This is a genomic window from Aestuariivirga sp. (assembly GCF_047602625.1).
Lineage (GTDB): Bacteria > Pseudomonadota > Alphaproteobacteria > Rhizobiales > Aestuariivirgaceae > Aestuariivirga.
In genome coordinates, this window is sequence record NZ_JASGGV010000002.1 from 2,097,469 (window position 1) to 2,115,118 (window position 17,650).

Below are 17,650 nucleotides of genomic sequence, written 5' to 3' on the forward strand. Positions count from 1 at the left end.
CGCAGGCGATCTATTTTACGCTCTTGCCTTCAACCTTGACGAGATCGACATGGCTCACCCCGAGGGCCACAGCGATCTCATAGATGGAGACAATAGTCGGATTGCGCCGACCGTGCTCTAAGCCGCTGATGTATTGTTGGCTGAAGCCCGACAATTCAGCCAGGCGCTCCTGCGTAAGCCCCCGCGCCTCGCGAAATTTCAAAACGTTCTTACCCACAAGCTTGCGCATGTCCATGTGGGGCATGGCAGCGCATTGCGAATGACAAGTTTATCAACTATATTATGTATTCTCTACTACGTTATAAGAAGAACGTGCAGTATCTCCAATGCTAGAAGCAGAAAGGCTGGTGCAATTGCGTAAGATATGACGACACACCAATAAGTCAGTCACAATTCGAGCGATTCATACAAATCCACATGAAACCGGAGACCCGATGACACAACGCATTCGCACCGCACTGATCCTCATGATCGTTGCGCTATCAGAAACAATACCAGCCCTGGCCGACGACTGTCGGTTCGAAACGAGAAACGAAATGAAGCAAAGCTTTTGGTGGGTCCATCTTGTGAGCCACTGCGAGGAAAAAATCACCCTTCAATCCATATCGTTGAATGGGCGCGCGGAATGCACGCTTAGCGTGAACCGAGACATGCGCTTGGGAGACGACTATGTTTTTGGCATAGCAACAACGCCTGATGAAGCGCTCAACATGCAAATCGTTGGAAAAATTGCTGGGCTGCAATATTTCGACACAACAAATTGTGGAGAGCCAGTTCGGCTTGAGTTACAAACATCCATTGGCACAATTACGTTAGAATAGAGGAAAAGCCAATAGCCTCAATGCTACAAATATATGAGACTTTAGGCATTAATGAATATGCACAATAAAGGAGAGGCTATGAAAACACTTTCGTTTCTTCAAGTTTTTATGCTCCTAATTTTCTGCACTTTTGGTGCCGTATCTAACAGTTCTGCCGATGTTCCGGCCTCCGTAATGCGCGATCCCACCATTTTTTGGAAAGTTTTTATGAGGAATTTCTATGGAAACTATAATAAAGCGAAGAAATGCTGGTTGTCCAAACACGAAGGGCAGCTATACTGTATGCGACCACATAAATTGGATACTGTCAGCGTTGGTGCTCAAAAGCTCTATTTTGTAGTAGCCGGTGGCGAGCGCCTCGACGATCAAGGTGAACCTCAGAACAGTCATGCCGATTCGGGGGTACTTGGACTTGTCGTTCTTACCGCAAAAAATGGCGCGCTTGGCGAAATCGCGCAGAATAGCCTGTATCAAGACTTTGGCTCATTTGGCGCGTTGCCGTTAGCCGAGAATTTCAAGGTGCGAGAACTGGGGCCGAATGGAAACTATGGGTGGACTGTCGACAACGGTTGGGCGGGGATGGGAATTGACCAAGAAAGCACCACCATTTTTGCCAGCATTGGAGACACAGTCACAAAAATTGGCGTGATTCCACTCCATTTTGATGAACGTGGCAACTGTGACGAAAGTGGGAAAAACATTCAGACCGGAAAGACTTGTTCCGACTATTCTTTTGAACTTCTTTTCGATGCGCAAGAATTGCGGGAACGTTTCTATCCCATAATTCTTAAACTAAGCGGTTCTCGAGAGGGGATTCCCCTAGATCGAACGTTCCAAACCACATTCGACATGTCAAAATTTCGCTACGCTGACATTGCTGGATTGCCTGACGAATTTGGGACCGGCGACTCGACTGATGACAGCGGAGAGGATGATGATACCGATCAAGCGAGTTCAAGGCCAAATGATCGCCCATCAGCCGACGGAATAGGAAAGGCCGAGCAGTCGGAAAACGGATTAGTCTTCACTGGCAGCAGCGTCAAAGCTGCGGGGGATGGTGCAGGAATAAGTTTATCCAACAAGTTTTTGATAAGTGAACTATCAACGGCATTTCCAGGTTATGAAAACGAACTCGTTGTTGAAGATGGCCTGCATATTATGCTGACCAAAAATAAATCCGGAGTAAGCGTATACGGTGATGAGGAGTCAAAAAAGATATCTTCCATCTGGAGTTTTGGAAACCTTGTCAAGGATGCGCTCGGCAACAGCATCGGTGACAAAGTCGTGCGAGCTGCTGGCACAAATTGGCTTACGTGCGGATATTTTGACAGCGACGGAATCACATATTGCAGATCGGCGGGGCTTGCCGGGCTTATATATCTCCTCAAAGAGGACGAGTCATGCAAGATTGACAACAATCAATTCATGACAAGTAATGGTATTGTCGAAAAGCGGATTGAGGTGCCGAATTGCTCTGTTATTGAAGCATTTGGATTAATGGGTGCTAGTTAGCGTTTGTCAAAATTCAGGTGATGAGTTGGCGATTCAAATATGTAGTGATGGCCGGGGGTAACAATATGAACGGAATTATTGAAGAACGCCGAATTGTCAGTGTTGCCCTGATAGTGCTAGCGGTTTCGGCCGTGAACCCTAGCCCTGCATTTTCTAGCGGTTGTTTGGTTCAGCTAAAGACAGCGGTTCCGGCTTGTCCGGCGACAACCTACGGTCCTGAAGACTGTAGCGGCCCGGTATCTGGACACGCTGGTGACAGAGTTACAAATCCCGCAGGCATACATTTCATGAAAAGTGGACATGCTTATTACTGTCCTTCACATGAAGGTTGTGTCGAGATAAACTTATTGTCGTTTTCCAAAGGGTGTGTGTTCACGTATGTGCCTCGATCTGATGATGAAAGCGCGGAGTATATTGGGCACATCTTTGTCGGCGACGAAGGGTGGAGCAAGCAAATTCGTCAAAACTAGATTGGGGTAGTAAAATACCTGCGCGAAATGCGTACCGAGGCGACGAGAAGTGAGACTAGATTGCTTCAGATGGTCTTGTAGTGACGGGTCGTAAGTCTTGGAATTTTTGCGGCTGTTTGAAGCGAAGCTATTTGACCTCTTGGGGCCCAAAGATATTAATGTGTATGGGAGTTGAAGCTTAGCGATTTCGGTTCACTTAAATGGCGGCGTCGGCCTACAGTCGAACAGAATGCGGTGTTCGCTGGCAGGTTGCCATCACTTGACGCTGGTGCCAGTTGTGAGCGCCTCTTAATTGGACCAGCGCTTGTCTGACGTCAGTTCACATGCCACGATGCTCTCCGGAGAGAACGCCGTTGAATAAAAACGCGAGCCATTTGGGAACCGACGGTGTCAACACGGCGGGAGCAATGGAAACAACAGACGAGTCACTGTAATGCCTTCAAGTTGCGCGATGTTCCGGTTTGCAATATTGTTTGGTGCGATCTCAGGCCTACTTCTTGCCAAACAAGTGGCGGCGCAATCTCTTTCGTCTATCGAGGTGGGCTCAGATATATCTCAACTCTCTTCTCTTGATGCACAGCGAATTGGTGCTGATGAAGAAATTGGCTTGTACACAAAGAGAATATTGAAGCAGAGAGATGGAAACGCTTTTTCTGTTATTTTTCGAAACGCCGACAGAAAGATTGTGTTGTTGGAAAGCGATTGGAGTGGCAGGGAGTCTAACAACGCAGCAGACTATCATTACTTCAAATTTGGAGTGACTACCCTGAATGAAATTCGAAAGAAAATGGGTAGCAACGGCATGGCTTATTTAGATGGCAACGGGCCAGTGACTCTAACAAGTGAGGGTGATGTTCTTGCAGTGAACGCATATGAAGTGCGGAACAGTGCCTTGGTTGCCGTCTTTTTGACTAAAGTACCGGCTGAGCGGCTTGCTACACTTCAGCCGTCGTTTGGAGGCAAAAAAGTAGGGGAAATATTGGGAGGTGAAGCCAAACTGTATGGCATAATTTTAGCGGATGGTCATTATCTTGAAAGCATCTGGGGCACCCGAAAGATAAGAGACAGCGGGTACGCTCCTATAGAGTGGTTGGAGAATGTTTCAACTGGGCGTGATCTTAGGCTAGCATGCAGGCTCGACGGAGGCGGCAATGATGTCGACATTAGAGTGGTTTCTGGAAAGGTATATCACAAGGGGCAGCTAGTAGAGGACGCAATAGTTGACGACGACGAATTCACATACGGGTTAGCAGACGAAATAAAGATATTTGTTACAACTGTTGATGTCAAAACGAACAGCATAATAGTAAAAGTCGTGGAGCGCAGTACAAATGAGGTGAAGGTGGTAATGAAGGGAAAATGTCGCTCCAAAAACTGAATTGGATGTGCCGATTGGCAGGTGCCAAAAATGCCACCGGAATTCTAACTAAGGGTAGTATGCATAGAAGTGCTATGGCATTAGTGAGGAAGTGCCACATCGTACCCCAAATTGCCACAAGCCAGCCGGCTTCAATTCCATTCCTTCATCCAAGGCACGAGAATGGAAAACAGCTTTGCGAGAGCCGTCAGCAGCGCAATAACAGCCGCGGCGATTTTAAGCTTCGCGGCGGTGGATGCGCGATGCTGGGGCGCCGCAAGCGCGTTTTTGCGAAGTTTTGTGGCGGCCATTTCTCACTCCCGGTGTGAATGTATCTTCCTAAGATAGGAATATAAAGAAAACAAGAGAACATTGCAACTACCGTTTTGGATTCGCCATCAGAGCATTTTAAGCTTTTTGGAAACCCAAGTGTTTTCAATCCATTTGATGTTTCCAATGGCGATTATGGGAAGAAGGTGCGTTAGAATGCTCCAGTCATGAGCAACAAGCCTCTCCCCCCTACGCGTGCCGGCGGCGATGCAGAGCGACAGCCTTCCCACCGGCCTCTCGCCGCCGCTGGAAGCGTTGTGGTGGCTGCGCAAGGGTGATTTTGCCGTGGGGCCAGAATGGCAAAAGGCGCATGAACTCGCCCAGGGCGGCGAGGGTGATCCGGCCTATGATCTGGTGCATGCCCTTGTACACTGGATCGAGGGCGATCAGGCCAATGCCGCCTATTGGTACCGGAGAGCCGGCGGCCGCCGCGCCCCGACAATCGCTGAAGAATGGGAGCGCGCCGTGAACATGCTCACGGGTGGCTTATCCTCTTCCTGAACGGAAGCTGGAAGCCAAGCTTCCCTTGCCGCCCGCTCCCGGATACTGTCCTTCACATGGACATCCGGCAGCTTCAGTATCTTGTGGCTCTCGCGCGCGAGAAGCATTTCACGCGGGCAGCACAGGCCTGCAATGTGACCCAGCCCACAATGTCAGGACGTATCCGGCAGCTGGAGCATGAACTGGGTGTTCCCATCGTAGCGCGTGGGCAACGCTTCATAGGCCTGACCCCTGAGGGAGAGCGGGTCCTGCAATGGGCGTTACCCATTCTCGACAACTGGCAATCCCTGACGCGGGAGCTTGACCAGATCCGCAACAAGAAGGGAGATTTGGTCGGCCACATCAACCTGGGAGTCGTTCCCTCAGCGCTTCCCAAGGTCGCGCCCCTCACGCATGTGATGCAGCAACTGCACCCCCGCGTCGGTTTCACCGTTCTGTCCCAATCTTCGGAGGAGATCCTCCGCGGCTTGCACGAGTTTTCAATCGAAGCGGGGATCACCTATCTCGACAATGAACCCGTTGAGGGGCTGCTCCAGGTTCCCCTCTACAAGGAACGCTACTGCCTCTTCGTTGCCGAAGCCCATCCGATGGCAAGGAGGGACGGTGTAACCTGGGCCGAGGCAGCGCAGGAGCCCTTGTGCCTTCTGACCCCGAATATGCAGAACCGCAGGATTATCGACCGTGCCTTTGCTGCCGCCAATGCCCATCCATCCCCAAGGCTCGAGACCAATTCCATTATGAACTTGCTCTCTTCAGTCAAGTCCATGGGCTTGGCCAGCATCATGCCGGAATATTTCATTGACGCACTGGGCAGGCTCGAGGAAGTCCGGGCCATTCCCCTCAGGGACCCTCCTGTCGAGCACTCGGTCGGACTCGTGGCAATTGACAAGGAGCCTCGCTCTCCCCTCGTAACGGCGCTGTTTGCGGCCGCCAAATCCCGCTGACAGCACGTCAGAGCAGTTCAAAGCCCATCATCGCCCACCATCTGGTTCGAAAACAGGTCAGGCTCGGCAAGAAAGCCGGGCCGGAAGCGGCGCCGGAACTCATCGTCGTAGAAATCATCTACCACATGAGCATAGGTTCTGATGACAGTTTGCATTGTGAGATGCCCAAGCTGACGTGCCACCACGATGGGCGGGGTTCCTGCTTGCAGCAGGAGAGACGCATAGGTGTGGCGAAGAGAGTAAAAGACGAAACTCTTGGGGTGGCCAAGCCGTGTTGCCAGAGGCCGGAATACCTCGGAGAGCGCGTAGCTGGTCCACGGCAGAGCGTTTTGGCGGAGCAGAAGCAAGTCTGCTTTGCCTTTTCCGCGCGCCAAGGCTTTGAAAAAGCCATAGCCCTCTTCGGGCAGGGCGATGGTGCGACCGCGGTAAGTCTTTTGCGGCCGGACATAGAGAGCCATGCGGTTTTCGAGAAGATCACCGGCTGTCAGCCTGAACAGCTCAGTCACCCTGCATCCCGTATACAGCGCCGCGAGGATCAGGCGTCTGAGATCCGGCTGGGCAGCATCAACCATCTCTTTGGCCTTTACCCAGCTCAGGTATTCGATCCGCGCCTTGTCAACCTGCGGGAAGCCATGCACATAGCGCCATGCGTGCTCGTTGGTGATCTTCCCTTCCTCATAGGATGTTTTCAACGCCTTTCGAAGGATATGTAGCACATGATTGGCGCTTACCCGCCGCCGCCGCCTGTCTTCGGCAGGCAGGCTCACAGGATCAATGCTTCTCGGCACTGAGTTCGGGCCTGCACTGCGTGCCGATGATTCGACCGCAAGCGCCACTGACCTGACATGGCTCGCCGCAAGGTCCTTCACCAGCACGGAGCCGATCAAGGGAATGATGTAACGGTTGGCGGAGGAAACGATCGAATAGTGGTTCGACTTCGATTTGAACTTGCCCCGCCATCCAACAAAATCAGCCATGACGTGAGAGACAGTATATTCCTCGCCAAGTGGGCAGATCCACAGAATGGAGGCGGGAAGCCGTGCAGGGTCCTTTTTGACGATGCCTTGACCGCCCGCACCGTCATGCCAATCCTTTGCAGCCGCCAATGCCTGCTCAAAGGTCAGGCGCAGCTCCAAGGGGGCATTGTGGCCCTCTTCGGCCAACCCCAGCTGGTCATAGTGATATCGTCCGGCCGAGTCCCTGACCCGGACACTCCAGCGTGATGGCTTCTTGATATGACGAAAGAAGGAAAGTGCCAGGTATTCGCAGATCACATAATTATATGGCTGACTGCGCGGGCGAAGCGCCATGCGCGCCTTGTGCGTCTCGAAATGCTCCAAACCGTATTTGCGATTCATGATTGGGTGCTTTCAAGCGTTTGCCATACCAATCGCACTCCTATTAGCCGGCTAAGTGGTGCAATTTATGACAAGTTCTTGAGACAAGACCTGTTCAAAAACATTCCCCGCAGTTTTAGCCAGTTTCGGAATGCTCGGGCTTGAATTATCTTGCCGTTATGGCAACACTGGCCAAATCATAAACTCTATTGTGCGATGCATGATTTATGGCGCAAAGAGAAACATTCGAGATTCCAGAGCCGCTTCAGCCCTTTATCGAGGTTGCTATCGGTCGTCTCGGTTATTTGCATCCCGAATGGACATTGTCCACCACGGAAGCGAAAATCTCCATGGACGCCGCACAAGGGTTGGATTTGGGCAAAGCGCGGCGTGAGATATTCTATGCCCTTTATCGAGAGAAAATATACGCCGAAACTTTGAGCATGCGCCGCTCGCTATTGGCTGCAGTCGCCGGCTCATGAAAACATGGCCCCTCAGGTTTCGGGATGTTCAGGGGGTAGGGACACTGTTTTCAAATGACGCCGGCAATTTTTTCGCATCCGGTAAAGATTTTCTAAATCGGTACGCGCTGAGCCAGCTTCTTCCACAAGACAAAGAGTTTCTTCAATCACACGGCTTTTCGTATGAGAATGAAGAAGACTTGGCATTTCGCTCATTTGCATACAAATGGCTCCGTCGGCAATCCCATGCCAAACCCCTTTCCTACGTCATTTTGGTGCCGACCCTTCGCTGCAATCTTACGTGCACATATTGTCAGGTTTCGCGAGCGGATGAGCGCGCCAAGGGATATGATTGGGACGAAGAAACATGCCAAGCCGCGATTAAATTTTTAGATGCACTCCAGACAGACACGATCAAAATTGAGTTTCAGGGTGGCGAGCCACTGTTACGCGTCGATCTTTTGGAGCGTATTCGAGATTTTTGCAAATCTCGCTTTGAGAATGCGCGGTTTGTCGTATGCACAAATCTTCAACATCTTGGGCCGCGCGAATGGAACTTCATAGAGCATGACGACGTGGACGTCAGCACATCTATAGACGGGCCTGCAATTTTCCAGTCACAGGCCAGGACGCACGATGCTGCACTGACGCAAAAATTCTTTGAGAATGTGAGTTCTCTCTTGTCGAGGAAAGATAGATCAAATATTTCGGCGCTTCCAACCATTGATCCTCTCAACCCACCGAATATCAACGATCTATTAGCTACCTATTTGGCTTATGGCTTTAGCTCCATATATCTTCGGCCAATCAACAATCATGGCTTCGCACGCAAGCGGCCGCCTTCAGCACAAGTGACTGAAAGGTGGAATAGGTACCACTCCGACTTCCTTGAGTTTGCAATCCGCCATAATGCAAACTCTCAAACTGCGGTCGGAGAGTATTATTTCTCACAATGCCTAAAGAGAATACTGTTCTCGGGTATCGATAATCATGTCGACATCCGCAATCCGAATCTGTTGGGAGAAGACTATATACTGATCGACTTTGATGGCCGCTTGTATCCCACCGATGAAGCGCGAATGCTAGCTCGAATTGGCCATATCGACTTGAGCATCGGGACTGTTTGGACTGGCATCGACGAGAGCTCGCGCGGCACGCTGAATGCTGGATCGATGAACAATTTCGATCCAGATTGTGTGCATTGTGTCTATCAGCCCTATTGCGGCACTGACATTGTAGACGATATCTCGCGGTATGGGAGAGTCGATATCCCAAGAGGCAGCACTTGGTTTTGCCAGCGGCATACAGCGCTTTTCGACAAGGCTTTTGAACTTCTATATCGCGGCGACGCAGCGACACAGCAGTCGCTGGCATCTTGGGTCGGTTTGCCAGTGTGGAATCGCGAATACGCCAAGGTGCACGCATGATCCCTTTAAGGCTGCGGGCAACTTCGCACAATTCAGACCCCTTTGTGGTCAGATTGTTCCGCGATTGGCACCCTGAACTGACTGGCGACGATGCCTATCTCGTTTCTTGCGACGAATCCTGTCTTTCATTTGCGTCTGGCCGCGGTGATTTCGTTCTCCATGGCGTCCAAGCTGGTGATGTTGACGGCGACGTTGTGCTGGTTGTGCCAAAGGGCGGAACCGCCCAAAGGCTGATACGCGCAAACTCACGCCACAACACAATTCTCATCACTGAACGCTGCGATCAAACATGTGTGATGTGCTCACAACCCCCAAAGGCGAAGCATTTCGATTGGTTTGAATACTTCAAGGCGGCGGTGCGCCTTGCGCCCTTGGGGTGCACGATCGGACTGTCCGGCGGTGAGCCAACACTTTACAAAGCGCAACTGTTTGACTTGCTAGCCACTGCCGTCAATGAGCGCCCAGATTTGTCTTTCCATATTCTTTCGAATGGCCAGCACTTCGATAAAGGTGATTTTTCGTTTTTTGACGCGTTGGAGCCCCGTGCCGTTACATGGGGAATTCCTCTATATTCTCATTTGCCGGAAACTCACGACAAAATCGTCGCGAAGCAAGGTGCCTACAACAAGCTGCTCGATTCATTTGGCATACTATTTCAAGTGGGAGCGGCCATCGAATTGAGAACAGTTATAACCCAATGGAATTCTCAAGAGTTTGATGAGCTAGCGAGATTCGTTTGCGCAAATCTCGCGTTTATTAGCCAATGGTCGATTATGCAGCTGGAACCGATTGGTTATGGGCGGCAGAACTGGGAGCAGCTGTTTTTCGATCATTCCAAAGAATTCTCGATGATTGCCAAGGCTGTGGATATTGCGAGAGCCGCCGGCTTGTGTGTGCGTCTCTTCAATTTCCCACTATGTACAGTGCCCCACGAATATCGAGAGCTGGCGCCAGCGACGATATCGGACTGGAAGCAAAAATTCTTGCCAGAATGCGCGCCATGTGGATTGAGAGAGAGCTGTACCGGCTTTTTTGAGTGGTACAAGCACGACAAGGGATTTGGAAGGATTTCAGCTCAATGAAACGCGCATTCTTGATACCTTCGTTGATTGCTGCCGGTCTCACGCCGCTCAGAGATACAACGGCGCTGTCAAATCCCCTTGGAACGGCTGCAAAAAAGGAACCCAATGGCACTGTTTCGAAGATATTTTCGCTGGATCACCGGTATTGGCTGGCATCTCATTCCAGCCATTCCTCACATGCCAGCCATTCCAGCCACCGGTCTTCGGGAACTGGCGGCTACCTTTATGACCCGCCGCCCTACACGCCGCCAGTCTATACGCCAAATCTCTATTCCACTCCTACATACACGCCACCAGCTCAAAAGCCGCCGCTGGTCACGCTGCCGGGGAATTCCAACAAGTTCAAGGCGATTGTGATCCAAGTGCAGTTGGCGTTGATAGCTTATGGATATTACGCAGGCGAGGCTGATGGGAAGGTTGGGCCGGATACCAGAGATGCTTTGAGCCGTATGCAAACGGATTACGGGCTAAAAGTCACTGGCACTATTACGCCGCAAGTATTGGATGCACTCAGAATCACGGCTCAGTAGTATTTGGCATAAAATCAATTGTAAGATATAATATGCTGTGAAGTGCGCGTCGTGAATAAAATCAGAACTGCAACACGCTAAGTGCGGTAAGTAGGACCTCGCTTCGACCTCTAAGTTTAGTGCTAGAGTGTGATCGAAACACCTTCGCAAAGCGCCAGGAAACCGGATCTTGCTGTCATGGAGTTATTGAGACTGTCGCCGGAGTAATTTAATGCCTCTTGGCAATATTAGAATGCTTTCAGCATGGATTAAGCGGCAGCCGTACTACGTACAGGGCCATATATCTAATCTCCGCATGTTGCGGCAAACTGTTCGCAAGGGAACGGCACAATCGCTATGATTTTCTGACACTAGAGGTTGAGATGATTCTTACTGACAACGAGACAAAGGTTGATCTTCTCAACAACGAGGCGATAGCCAAGACTATCATAGAACTACTGCGTGAAAAACCTGAGCGTGCTGTAACGATCGGGGTTCATGGCGACTGGGGTGCCGGTAAATCCAGTATCCTAGAGATGATCGAGCACGGTCTCATCTCAGACAAAGACGTCCTCTGTATAAAATTCAATGGCTGGCGGTTTCAGGGGTTCGAAGACGCCAAGATCGCGTTGATTGAGGGGATCGTCACCGGGCTCATTGAAAAGCGCCCGTTGCTCACTCAGGCCGGCATAGCCGTAAAAGATATCTTCCGTCGGATCGACTGGCTCAAGGTCGCGCGGCATGGGGGTGGGCTCGCATTAACAGCCTTCACCGGCATCCCCACGGCAGACCAGGTTGGCGCTGTGGTTGGCACCTTGAAGGGGATCTTCTCGGATCCTTCAAAACTCGCCACGCAGGAGAATTACGACAAAGCCATCCACGGTGTTCAGGGGCTGCTGAAGCCCGGAGAGTCGAAGAACGTTCCTGAAGAGATCGAGGCGTTCCGGAAAGGTTTTGACGGCCTGCTCAAGCAGGCCGGCGTGAAGCAACTGATCGTGCTCATTGATGATCTCGACCGCTGCCTGCCAGACACTGCGATTGAGACGCTAGAAGCTGTCCGCCTATTCGTATTCACCGCCCGTACCGCGTTCATCGTCGCGGCCGACGAGGCGATGATCGAATATTCAGTACGCAAGCATTTCCCTGAGCTGCCGGACACGACCGGGCCTCGCGATTACGCCCGCAACTATCTCGAAAAGCTGATCCAGATACCGTTCCGGATTCCCGCGTTGGGTGAAACCGAAACCCGCATCTACGTCACCTTGTTGCTCATCGGCGCCGAGCTGAACGAGGGCGATCCCGCTTACTCGGCGCTCATCGCCGTTGCGCGCGAATTGCTCAAGCGGCCTTGGAAAACGGCTGGGCTAGACGCGCAGACTGTCAACGCTGCCTTGGGCGACAAAAAGGGCAAGGTTCAAAACGCGCTCACGTTGAGCGATCAGATCGGCCCGATCTTAGCCAGTGGCACTCAGGGCAATCCGCGCCAGATCAAGCGCTTCCTGAACACCCTATTACTACGCTATCAAACTGCGCTCGCTCGCGGTTTCGGAGACGACGTGAAGCTGCCCGTCCTGGCCAAACTCATGTTGGCCGAACGCTTCCTTTCCAGATTGTTCGACCAAATCGCCAGCGCCGCAGCCCGCGATCCGGATGGCCGCTGCCTGGATTTGACTGCGCTAGAAGCTGCGGCGTTTGAGGAGAAGCCGACCCCAAAAGCCAAGCGGACCGGGCCTAAAATCAGCTCCATCGATGACACCAAGCCGATCGCTTTGCCGGAGTCCAAGGACAGCGCCATCCTGACAGAATGGAAAGCAGCCGATGCGATACGGGCTTGGGCGCGGCTGTCGCCGCTCTTGGCGGAAGTCGATCTGCGCCCCTATCTGTTCGTGACCAAGGATCGAAAGGATTATTTCGGTGCTGCTTCCGTGCTCGGGCGCCTCGCGGCGGTGGTCGAAAAGCTGCTCGGGCCGAAACTGGCCGTTCAAGCGTTTGAGGGAGAACTCAAACAACTCGTTCCGGCCGAGGCCGCCCAAGTCTTCGAGGAACTGCGTGGGCGCGTCATGGGCGGGGATGCCTTCGATACCGCGCCTCCTGGAATAGAGGGAATCGCCGTGCTGGTTCGCGCTCATCCGACATTACAGGCGAATCTTCTCGACTTGCTCGAAGCCCTGCCAGCCGATCGTTGCGGGCCGTGGCCCGCATCGGGTTGGGAGGGCATCATCAAGGATTCTGATGCTCTGCTGCGCCTAGAGAAGTTGCTCCAAGGATGGTCCACGTCCGGTTCGACCTTCTTGAAGACGACAGCGAGCGCCGCGCTCCGCACGCGGAAAGGAGTGCGCTGATGGGCACGTCGAGCGCTTACGGCGGTGCAAGCGGTGGCACACCTCTCGTTCCGAGCTGGTTGCAGGGCGATGGCCATGGTGGGGCCGGTGCGGGCGTAGGCGCGGGTGATGGTGATGGGGCACAGCCCCCGTCTCCCGCCGAAAAGCCCCCAGCAGTTCCTCCCGCGCCAGCGCCCCGTCCGGCCGCGTTGGCAGGAGCGTCGGAGCGATTCACATCTGCCCGAACCAATTTCACGCGCTTCGCAAGTTCCGGCGGCAGCGACCACAGGAGTTCTCGGTCGCGCGGTCTCGCAATATGTGTCGAAGTCTGCGGGCGGCTCGCGTCAGGCTGCGCAGCGCATGGGTTCATCGCGGGGCGCAGGTGCCGGACTCGTCAGATTTCTCAACGACGCCAGCGCCAATGGCGTTCGTGAAGCCCTGCGGACGCTCAACCTTGAAAGTCTAGCAGGACGGCCGATCGAAGAAGTGTTCGCGGGACTCGCCGACTACATTTGCCCCGAAGGCGGCTCGATTGATGAAGGTATTGCGCGCGACGCCTTTGTCGAGACAATCGCCGATCTCGCTGGAGCCGGCATCACGGACATCGACGCGCTGACACCGGGCCAGATTCAGACAGTCTTCGAGTTGTATGCGACGCACGCAATCGAGGCGCGCATCTGCAACGACATCGGCACCAAGGTTGTGACCTTGCCTGCCGATCCGCGCGCGGCCGAGAGGGTTCAGGCGCAACTGCGTGATTTCATCCAACGTGGCGTCAGCGACGCCATCAACGCTGCGGGCGTCAACATCCAGTCACTGGCTCCCGATGCGGTGATGGGCTTTGTCACCGACGTCTATCAGTCCGCCTTCGACGTATTGCAGAAGATGGGCGATGGGGAGGCAGTGAAATGAGGCGCCATGTCATCATTGGCCGTTTCGGAGAGGACGATAAGACCCGTATTCCCAAGGCGCGTGATGAGGTTGTATCGACCTTGCAGTTGGTGGCGGGCAAGCGCCTCGATCATGGGATTGGTCGCGCTTTGGCCGACCTCAAGGCGCTGCACCTGACCCCAAACGAGATCGGCGCGGACATACTCGTGGTCGCGGCCCACGTTCATGCAGCGGACACCCGAATCTCGCGCTCGACTGAATCGCAGGACGCATGGACACGCGAAATTCGACTGGTAGTTCCCGTGAGCGATCCGGCGCGATGGGCCGCCGCTGCGCCGATCTTGGTTCGCGCCTTGAACTTCCTTACAGGTGACAAATGGGATGTCGGCTTCCGCAAACGGGCCAAGAGCTACGCGAAACTGGTCCCCCCCGCAGCGCCCGAACTCATTCCAGTCCCGTTCGATGGCGTGAGCCTGTTCTCCGGTGGTTTGGATAGTCTAATCGGGGCGATCGACAGCTTGAGCGCTGGCAAGACACCGCTTTTGGTCAGCCATGCGGGCGAGGGGCTGGTGAGCAAATCGCAGGAACAGTGCTTCGACGGGTTGAAAGTTGCTTTCAAGGCATCCGCGTTTGATCGATTGCGCGTGTGGATGAACTTCGATAGCGGACTGGTTGAGGATGTTGGATCGGAGGACACGACGCGCGGCCGCTCGTTCCTATTCTTCTCTCTGGGCATCGCCGCCGGCACAGCGCTTGGCCGCGACTTCGTGCTCAAGGTTCCGGAGAACGGCTTGATCGCCCTCAATGTCCCACTCGATCGACTCCACCTCGGCGCGCTCAGCACACGGACGACCCATCCTTTCTATATGGCCAGATGGAACGATTTACTCCACGCGCTCGGCATAAGCGGGAAGGTTGAAAACCCCTATTGGGACAAGACCAAGGGGGAGATGGTCGCTGAGTGCGCCAATTCAACTCTGCTGAAGCAACTTGCCCCGCTGTCGCTGTCGTGTTCGTCACCGACGAAAGGACGTTGGACCAAGAAGCCACAGGGACATTGCGGCTACTGTCTGCCGTGTCTGATTCGGCGATCCTCTCTACGAGGCAATAATTCGACAGCTTATGGTGTGCCCGACCTGAAAGCCGCGACATTGGACACCAAGCAGGCCGAAGGTCAGCAGGTGCGATCCTTCCAGATCGCAATAGAGCGGCTCTCGAAGCGACCGGAACTTGCGAAGGCCCTGATTCACAAGCCGGGTCCACTTTATGATGATCCTTCACGGCATGATGCTCTCGCCGATGTCTATCGTCGTGGATTGACGGAGGTTGGGCATTTGCTGACTGGCGTTCGCGCTGCACCAGCGTAGGAGGCTCTATGTTATCGGGCCTAGTAGATTTTCATTGTCACCTTGACCTCTACCATGACCACGTAGCCGCAGTAGAGCGTTGCGAACGTGACGGTGTATTTACTCTCACCGTTACGACCACGCCTAAGGCTTGGCCAAGGAACCACGAACTGGCGTCAGCCACCCGTCATGTTCGGGCAGCTCTTGGCTTGCATCCTCAACTGGTCGCCGAACGTGCTCATGAGATCGGGCTATGGGAAGAACTGCTCCCGCGAACCCGTTATGTGGGGGAGGTCGGGCTGGACGCCAGCCCACGATTCTACAGGTCGTTTGAGATCCAAAAGGACATTTTCGCCCGCGTGCTGACGCTCTGCGCGGCAGCGGGGAACAAGATTGTCACGACGCATAGCGTCAGAGCTACGAAGGTCGTGCTCGATATGATCGAGCAATACATGCCGCCCCAGCGAGGGCGCGTAGTGCTTCATTGGTTCACCGGAACTGCAACGGAGGCCAGGAGAGCAGCGGACCTCGGTTGCTATTTTTCCATTAACGCGGAGATGCTGGCCAATGAAAAGCGCGCAGCTATAATCCGGACGATGCCGTTGAATCGCATTCTGACTGAAACAGACGGCCCATTCACACAGACTGGTGCCCGTCCTACGATACCAAGCGATGTATGGATTGCCGCGAATGGTTTGGCTCGTCTCCACGGTATGCTGCCAGAAATCATATCAGCCCAAGTCATTCACAATTTGAAAACGTTACACGCGCAATGATATTAGAGCTGACGATTTGGCTCAGATGTAGCCTCACATTGATCAACTCTGTGAGGCCGTGACGGGCGAGAGAATCGATTTATTTTATCTCCATGGTAGTCGAGTTGATCGTGTGATCAGTGCGTGCAGCTCTGACATAAGCATGCATGCCGCACATATGGCATTATTGGACAAAAGCCACATCAGCGCATGAATTGCCATGTCTCTTCGAAGGGGCAGGGCCAGAAGCGCCGGCTCTTCAAACCGAAAAGCTGACACCGTGACTTCGGTAGCGCGGCGCTCGAGCCGCAAGTGAAGAAATTGCATCTTGTAAAGTATCGGCGCAACTCTCACACGGAGAACGCCGATGAAATTCAATGGCCCAAAAAACAAACTGGAAAAACTGTTTGTCGAAGCCTTTCCAAACGGTTCATCTGATGAATTCCCACAAGGGGTTCGATATCGCATGCCTCAAGGGGCGGTCATAACTTGGTGGGCGACGACCGGCAGCGTGGCGGTGCAGGGGAAGAAAGAGGTCCGGGCCAAAGCAATTGAGCGGCTTGATAGCTTCTTGAACTCAAGCGCAAGCAAACCGCACGCCGTCTATTTCAACGAGACGCAAGAAGCGAGTGCCATGCCTCACCCCGGTCTGCGCGCTAAATATAAGATCCCTATAAACAGTCCGTCGTGGCCGAGAAAAGTTCGGTAAGGCGAAAGCATGGTCCAAAGGACTGAGCGGCCATTTCGTTTCTACCGAGGTTGCGCTGAATTTACGAAGCTAAGTTTCGGGGATTTTCGTCCAGGTCTGCCTATATTGTTGCCCTATTCATCATCGCGACAGTCAGCAAGCGGGTTGCCGATTGTGTTTTCATTTCCCGGCAAAACTTTGCATTGTTTGCCCTTGGGTTTCCAACCGGTCAGGAATATTGACAATAAACACTCGCGCAACTTCGCCGCCTTCCGCCATTGCATAGTGCTCGACGCCTGAATCGAACTGAATGCAGTCTCCCTCGCCAAGCACCAGATCGATGCCGCCATAGACGAAGCGCACCCGCCCCTGGAGAACATGAATGATTTCTTCTCCCGCATGGCGGAACCTTGGTGACGCTTCGTCATCCAGAACAGGAAGTGTGAGAAAATAGATTTCAGCGCGCGGATTGAGTTTTGCCCGCGATCCCATCTCATAGCTATATCCGACCTCGGTGCCCGTGCGATTGATCGGTATCCGCTCACTGGCCCGCACGAGCGAAATCGGCCGCTTCTGCTTGTCAGCGATAAATATGTCAGAGAGAGGCACGCCGTAGACGGTAGTCAAACGCACAATTACGCGCCCGGAGGGGATTGCCTGGCCGGATTCAACCTTCGAAAGGTAACCCTTGCTGAGCTCCGCTTGGCGTGCTGCCGCTTCGAGTGTGATACCCGCAGCCTTCCGAACCTCGCGCAAGCTTGCGCCGAGGCTTCCACCTATGCCCGCGAAATCCATCAGTCTTGCGTATCCTTCAAAACATACTCTTGCACCGCATCTAGCCAAAAACACTTCGCCGCGAAAGCTGGAGTGAAAAAGTGGTTGACTAAATGTTTCACAT

Annotated in this window: 18 protein-coding genes; 14 read left to right on the forward strand and 4 right to left on the reverse strand. The window is 53.3% G+C overall.

Annotation, left to right across the window (positions count from 1 at the left end; genetic code table 11):
* Positions 1-10: 10 nt before the first annotated feature.
* The gene (locus QM694_RS15405) at positions 11-235 is read right to left on the reverse strand and encodes a helix-turn-helix domain-containing protein (protein WP_415007803.1); all 225 of its coding nucleotides are present in this window, start codon (positions 233-235) and stop codon (positions 11-13) included.
* A 199-nt stretch (positions 236-434) separates the two neighbouring features.
* On the opposite strand from QM694_RS15405, the gene QM694_RS15410 reads away from it, so the two are divergent.
* The 3 genes from QM694_RS15410 to QM694_RS15420 all read left to right on the forward strand — a co-directional run bounded on the left by QM694_RS15410 (position 435) and on the right by QM694_RS15420 (position 4,181).
* A complete protein-coding gene (locus QM694_RS15410; RefSeq protein WP_415007804.1) occupies positions 435-821 on the forward strand; it encodes a hypothetical protein in 387 nt (128 codons plus the stop codon).
* A 78-nt stretch (positions 822-899) separates the two neighbouring features.
* Positions 900-2,333: a hypothetical protein gene (locus QM694_RS15415; protein WP_415007805.1), complete on the forward strand. Its 1,434-nt coding sequence runs from the start codon at positions 900-902 to the stop codon at positions 2,331-2,333.
* Between the two features lie 921 nt (positions 2,334-3,254).
* Positions 3,255-4,181, forward strand: a complete 927-nt coding sequence (locus QM694_RS15420; RefSeq protein WP_415007806.1) for a hypothetical protein — start codon at positions 3,255-3,257, stop codon at positions 4,179-4,181.
* A gap of 131 nt (positions 4,182-4,312) precedes the next feature.
* On the opposite strand, the gene QM694_RS15425 is transcribed toward QM694_RS15420, so the two are convergent.
* On the reverse strand, positions 4,313-4,471 hold the full coding sequence (locus QM694_RS15425; protein WP_415007807.1) for a hypothetical protein: 159 nt from the start codon (positions 4,469-4,471) through the stop codon (positions 4,313-4,315).
* A gap of 226 nt (positions 4,472-4,697) precedes the next feature.
* On the opposite strand from QM694_RS15425, the gene QM694_RS15430 reads away from it, so the two are divergent.
* Both QM694_RS15430 and QM694_RS15435 read left to right on the forward strand, forming a co-directional pair.
* Positions 4,698-4,991, forward strand: a complete 294-nt coding sequence (locus QM694_RS15430) for a hypothetical protein (protein WP_415007808.1) — start codon at positions 4,698-4,700, stop codon at positions 4,989-4,991.
* A 56-nt stretch (positions 4,992-5,047) separates the two neighbouring features.
* Complete coding sequence (locus QM694_RS15435; RefSeq protein ID WP_415007809.1) at positions 5,048-5,935, forward strand: LysR family transcriptional regulator; 888 nt, start codon at positions 5,048-5,050, stop codon at positions 5,933-5,935.
* Positions 5,936-5,952: 17 nt separating this feature from the next.
* On the opposite strand, the gene QM694_RS15440 is transcribed toward QM694_RS15435, so the two are convergent.
* The gene (locus QM694_RS15440; protein ID WP_415007810.1) at positions 5,953-7,293 is read right to left on the reverse strand and encodes a tyrosine-type recombinase/integrase; all 1,341 of its coding nucleotides are present in this window, start codon (positions 7,291-7,293) and stop codon (positions 5,953-5,955) included.
* 206 nt (positions 7,294-7,499) lie between these two features.
* On the opposite strand from QM694_RS15440, the gene QM694_RS15445 reads away from it, so the two are divergent.
* From QM694_RS15445 to QM694_RS15485, 9 genes are all read left to right on the forward strand, one after another.
* Positions 7,500-7,754 (forward strand): hypothetical protein, encoded by a 255-nt coding sequence (locus tag QM694_RS15445; RefSeq protein WP_415007811.1) that lies wholly within the window; start codon positions 7,500-7,502, stop codon positions 7,752-7,754.
* Complete coding sequence (hxsB, locus tag QM694_RS15450) at positions 7,751-9,160, forward strand: His-Xaa-Ser system radical SAM maturase HxsB (protein WP_415007812.1); 1,410 nt, start codon at positions 7,751-7,753, stop codon at positions 9,158-9,160. Before QM694_RS15445 ends, hxsB begins: the two co-directional genes overlap by 4 nt.
* Positions 9,157-10,242 (forward strand): His-Xaa-Ser system radical SAM maturase HxsC, encoded by a 1,086-nt coding sequence (hxsC, locus tag QM694_RS15455; protein WP_415007813.1) that lies wholly within the window; start codon positions 9,157-9,159, stop codon positions 10,240-10,242. The genes hxsB and hxsC overlap by 4 nt, the downstream gene beginning before the upstream one ends.
* Entirely contained in the window at positions 10,239-10,772 is a 534-nt protein-coding gene (gene hxsA, locus QM694_RS15460) for a His-Xaa-Ser repeat protein HxsA (protein WP_415007814.1), read from the forward strand. Before hxsC ends, hxsA begins: the two co-directional genes overlap by 4 nt.
* Before the next feature lie 362 nt (positions 10,773-11,134).
* Positions 11,135-13,093 (forward strand): Qat anti-phage system ATPase QatA, encoded by a 1,959-nt coding sequence (gene qatA, locus QM694_RS15465; protein WP_415007815.1) that lies wholly within the window; start codon positions 11,135-11,137, stop codon positions 13,091-13,093.
* Positions 13,094-13,432: 339 nt separating this feature from the next.
* Positions 13,433-13,984 carry a Qat anti-phage system associated protein QatB gene (qatB, locus tag QM694_RS15470; protein WP_415007816.1) on the forward strand — a complete coding sequence of 184 codons (552 nt, stop codon included), beginning with the start codon at positions 13,433-13,435 and terminating at the stop codon, positions 13,982-13,984.
* Positions 13,981-15,330, forward strand: coding sequence for a Qat anti-phage system QueC-like protein QatC (qatC, locus tag QM694_RS15475; RefSeq protein WP_415007817.1), 1,350 nt, complete (start codon positions 13,981-13,983; stop codon positions 15,328-15,330). Before qatB ends, qatC begins: the two co-directional genes overlap by 4 nt.
* 8 nt (positions 15,331-15,338) lie before the next feature.
* Positions 15,339-16,085 (forward strand): Qat anti-phage system TatD family nuclease QatD, encoded by a 747-nt coding sequence (gene qatD, locus QM694_RS15480; RefSeq protein WP_415007818.1) that lies wholly within the window; start codon positions 15,339-15,341, stop codon positions 16,083-16,085.
* Positions 16,086-16,431: 346 nt separating this feature from the next.
* The gene (locus tag QM694_RS15485) at positions 16,432-16,773 is read left to right on the forward strand and encodes a hypothetical protein (RefSeq protein ID WP_415007819.1); all 342 of its coding nucleotides are present in this window, start codon (positions 16,432-16,434) and stop codon (positions 16,771-16,773) included.
* 159 nt (positions 16,774-16,932) lie between these two features.
* Here QM694_RS15485 and QM694_RS15490 read toward each other — a convergent pair whose 3' ends face one another.
* Positions 16,933-17,547 carry a helix-turn-helix domain-containing protein gene (locus QM694_RS15490; RefSeq protein WP_415007820.1) on the reverse strand — a complete coding sequence of 205 codons (615 nt, stop codon included), beginning with the start codon at positions 17,545-17,547 and terminating at the stop codon, positions 16,933-16,935.
* Positions 17,548-17,650 lie beyond the last annotated feature (103 nt).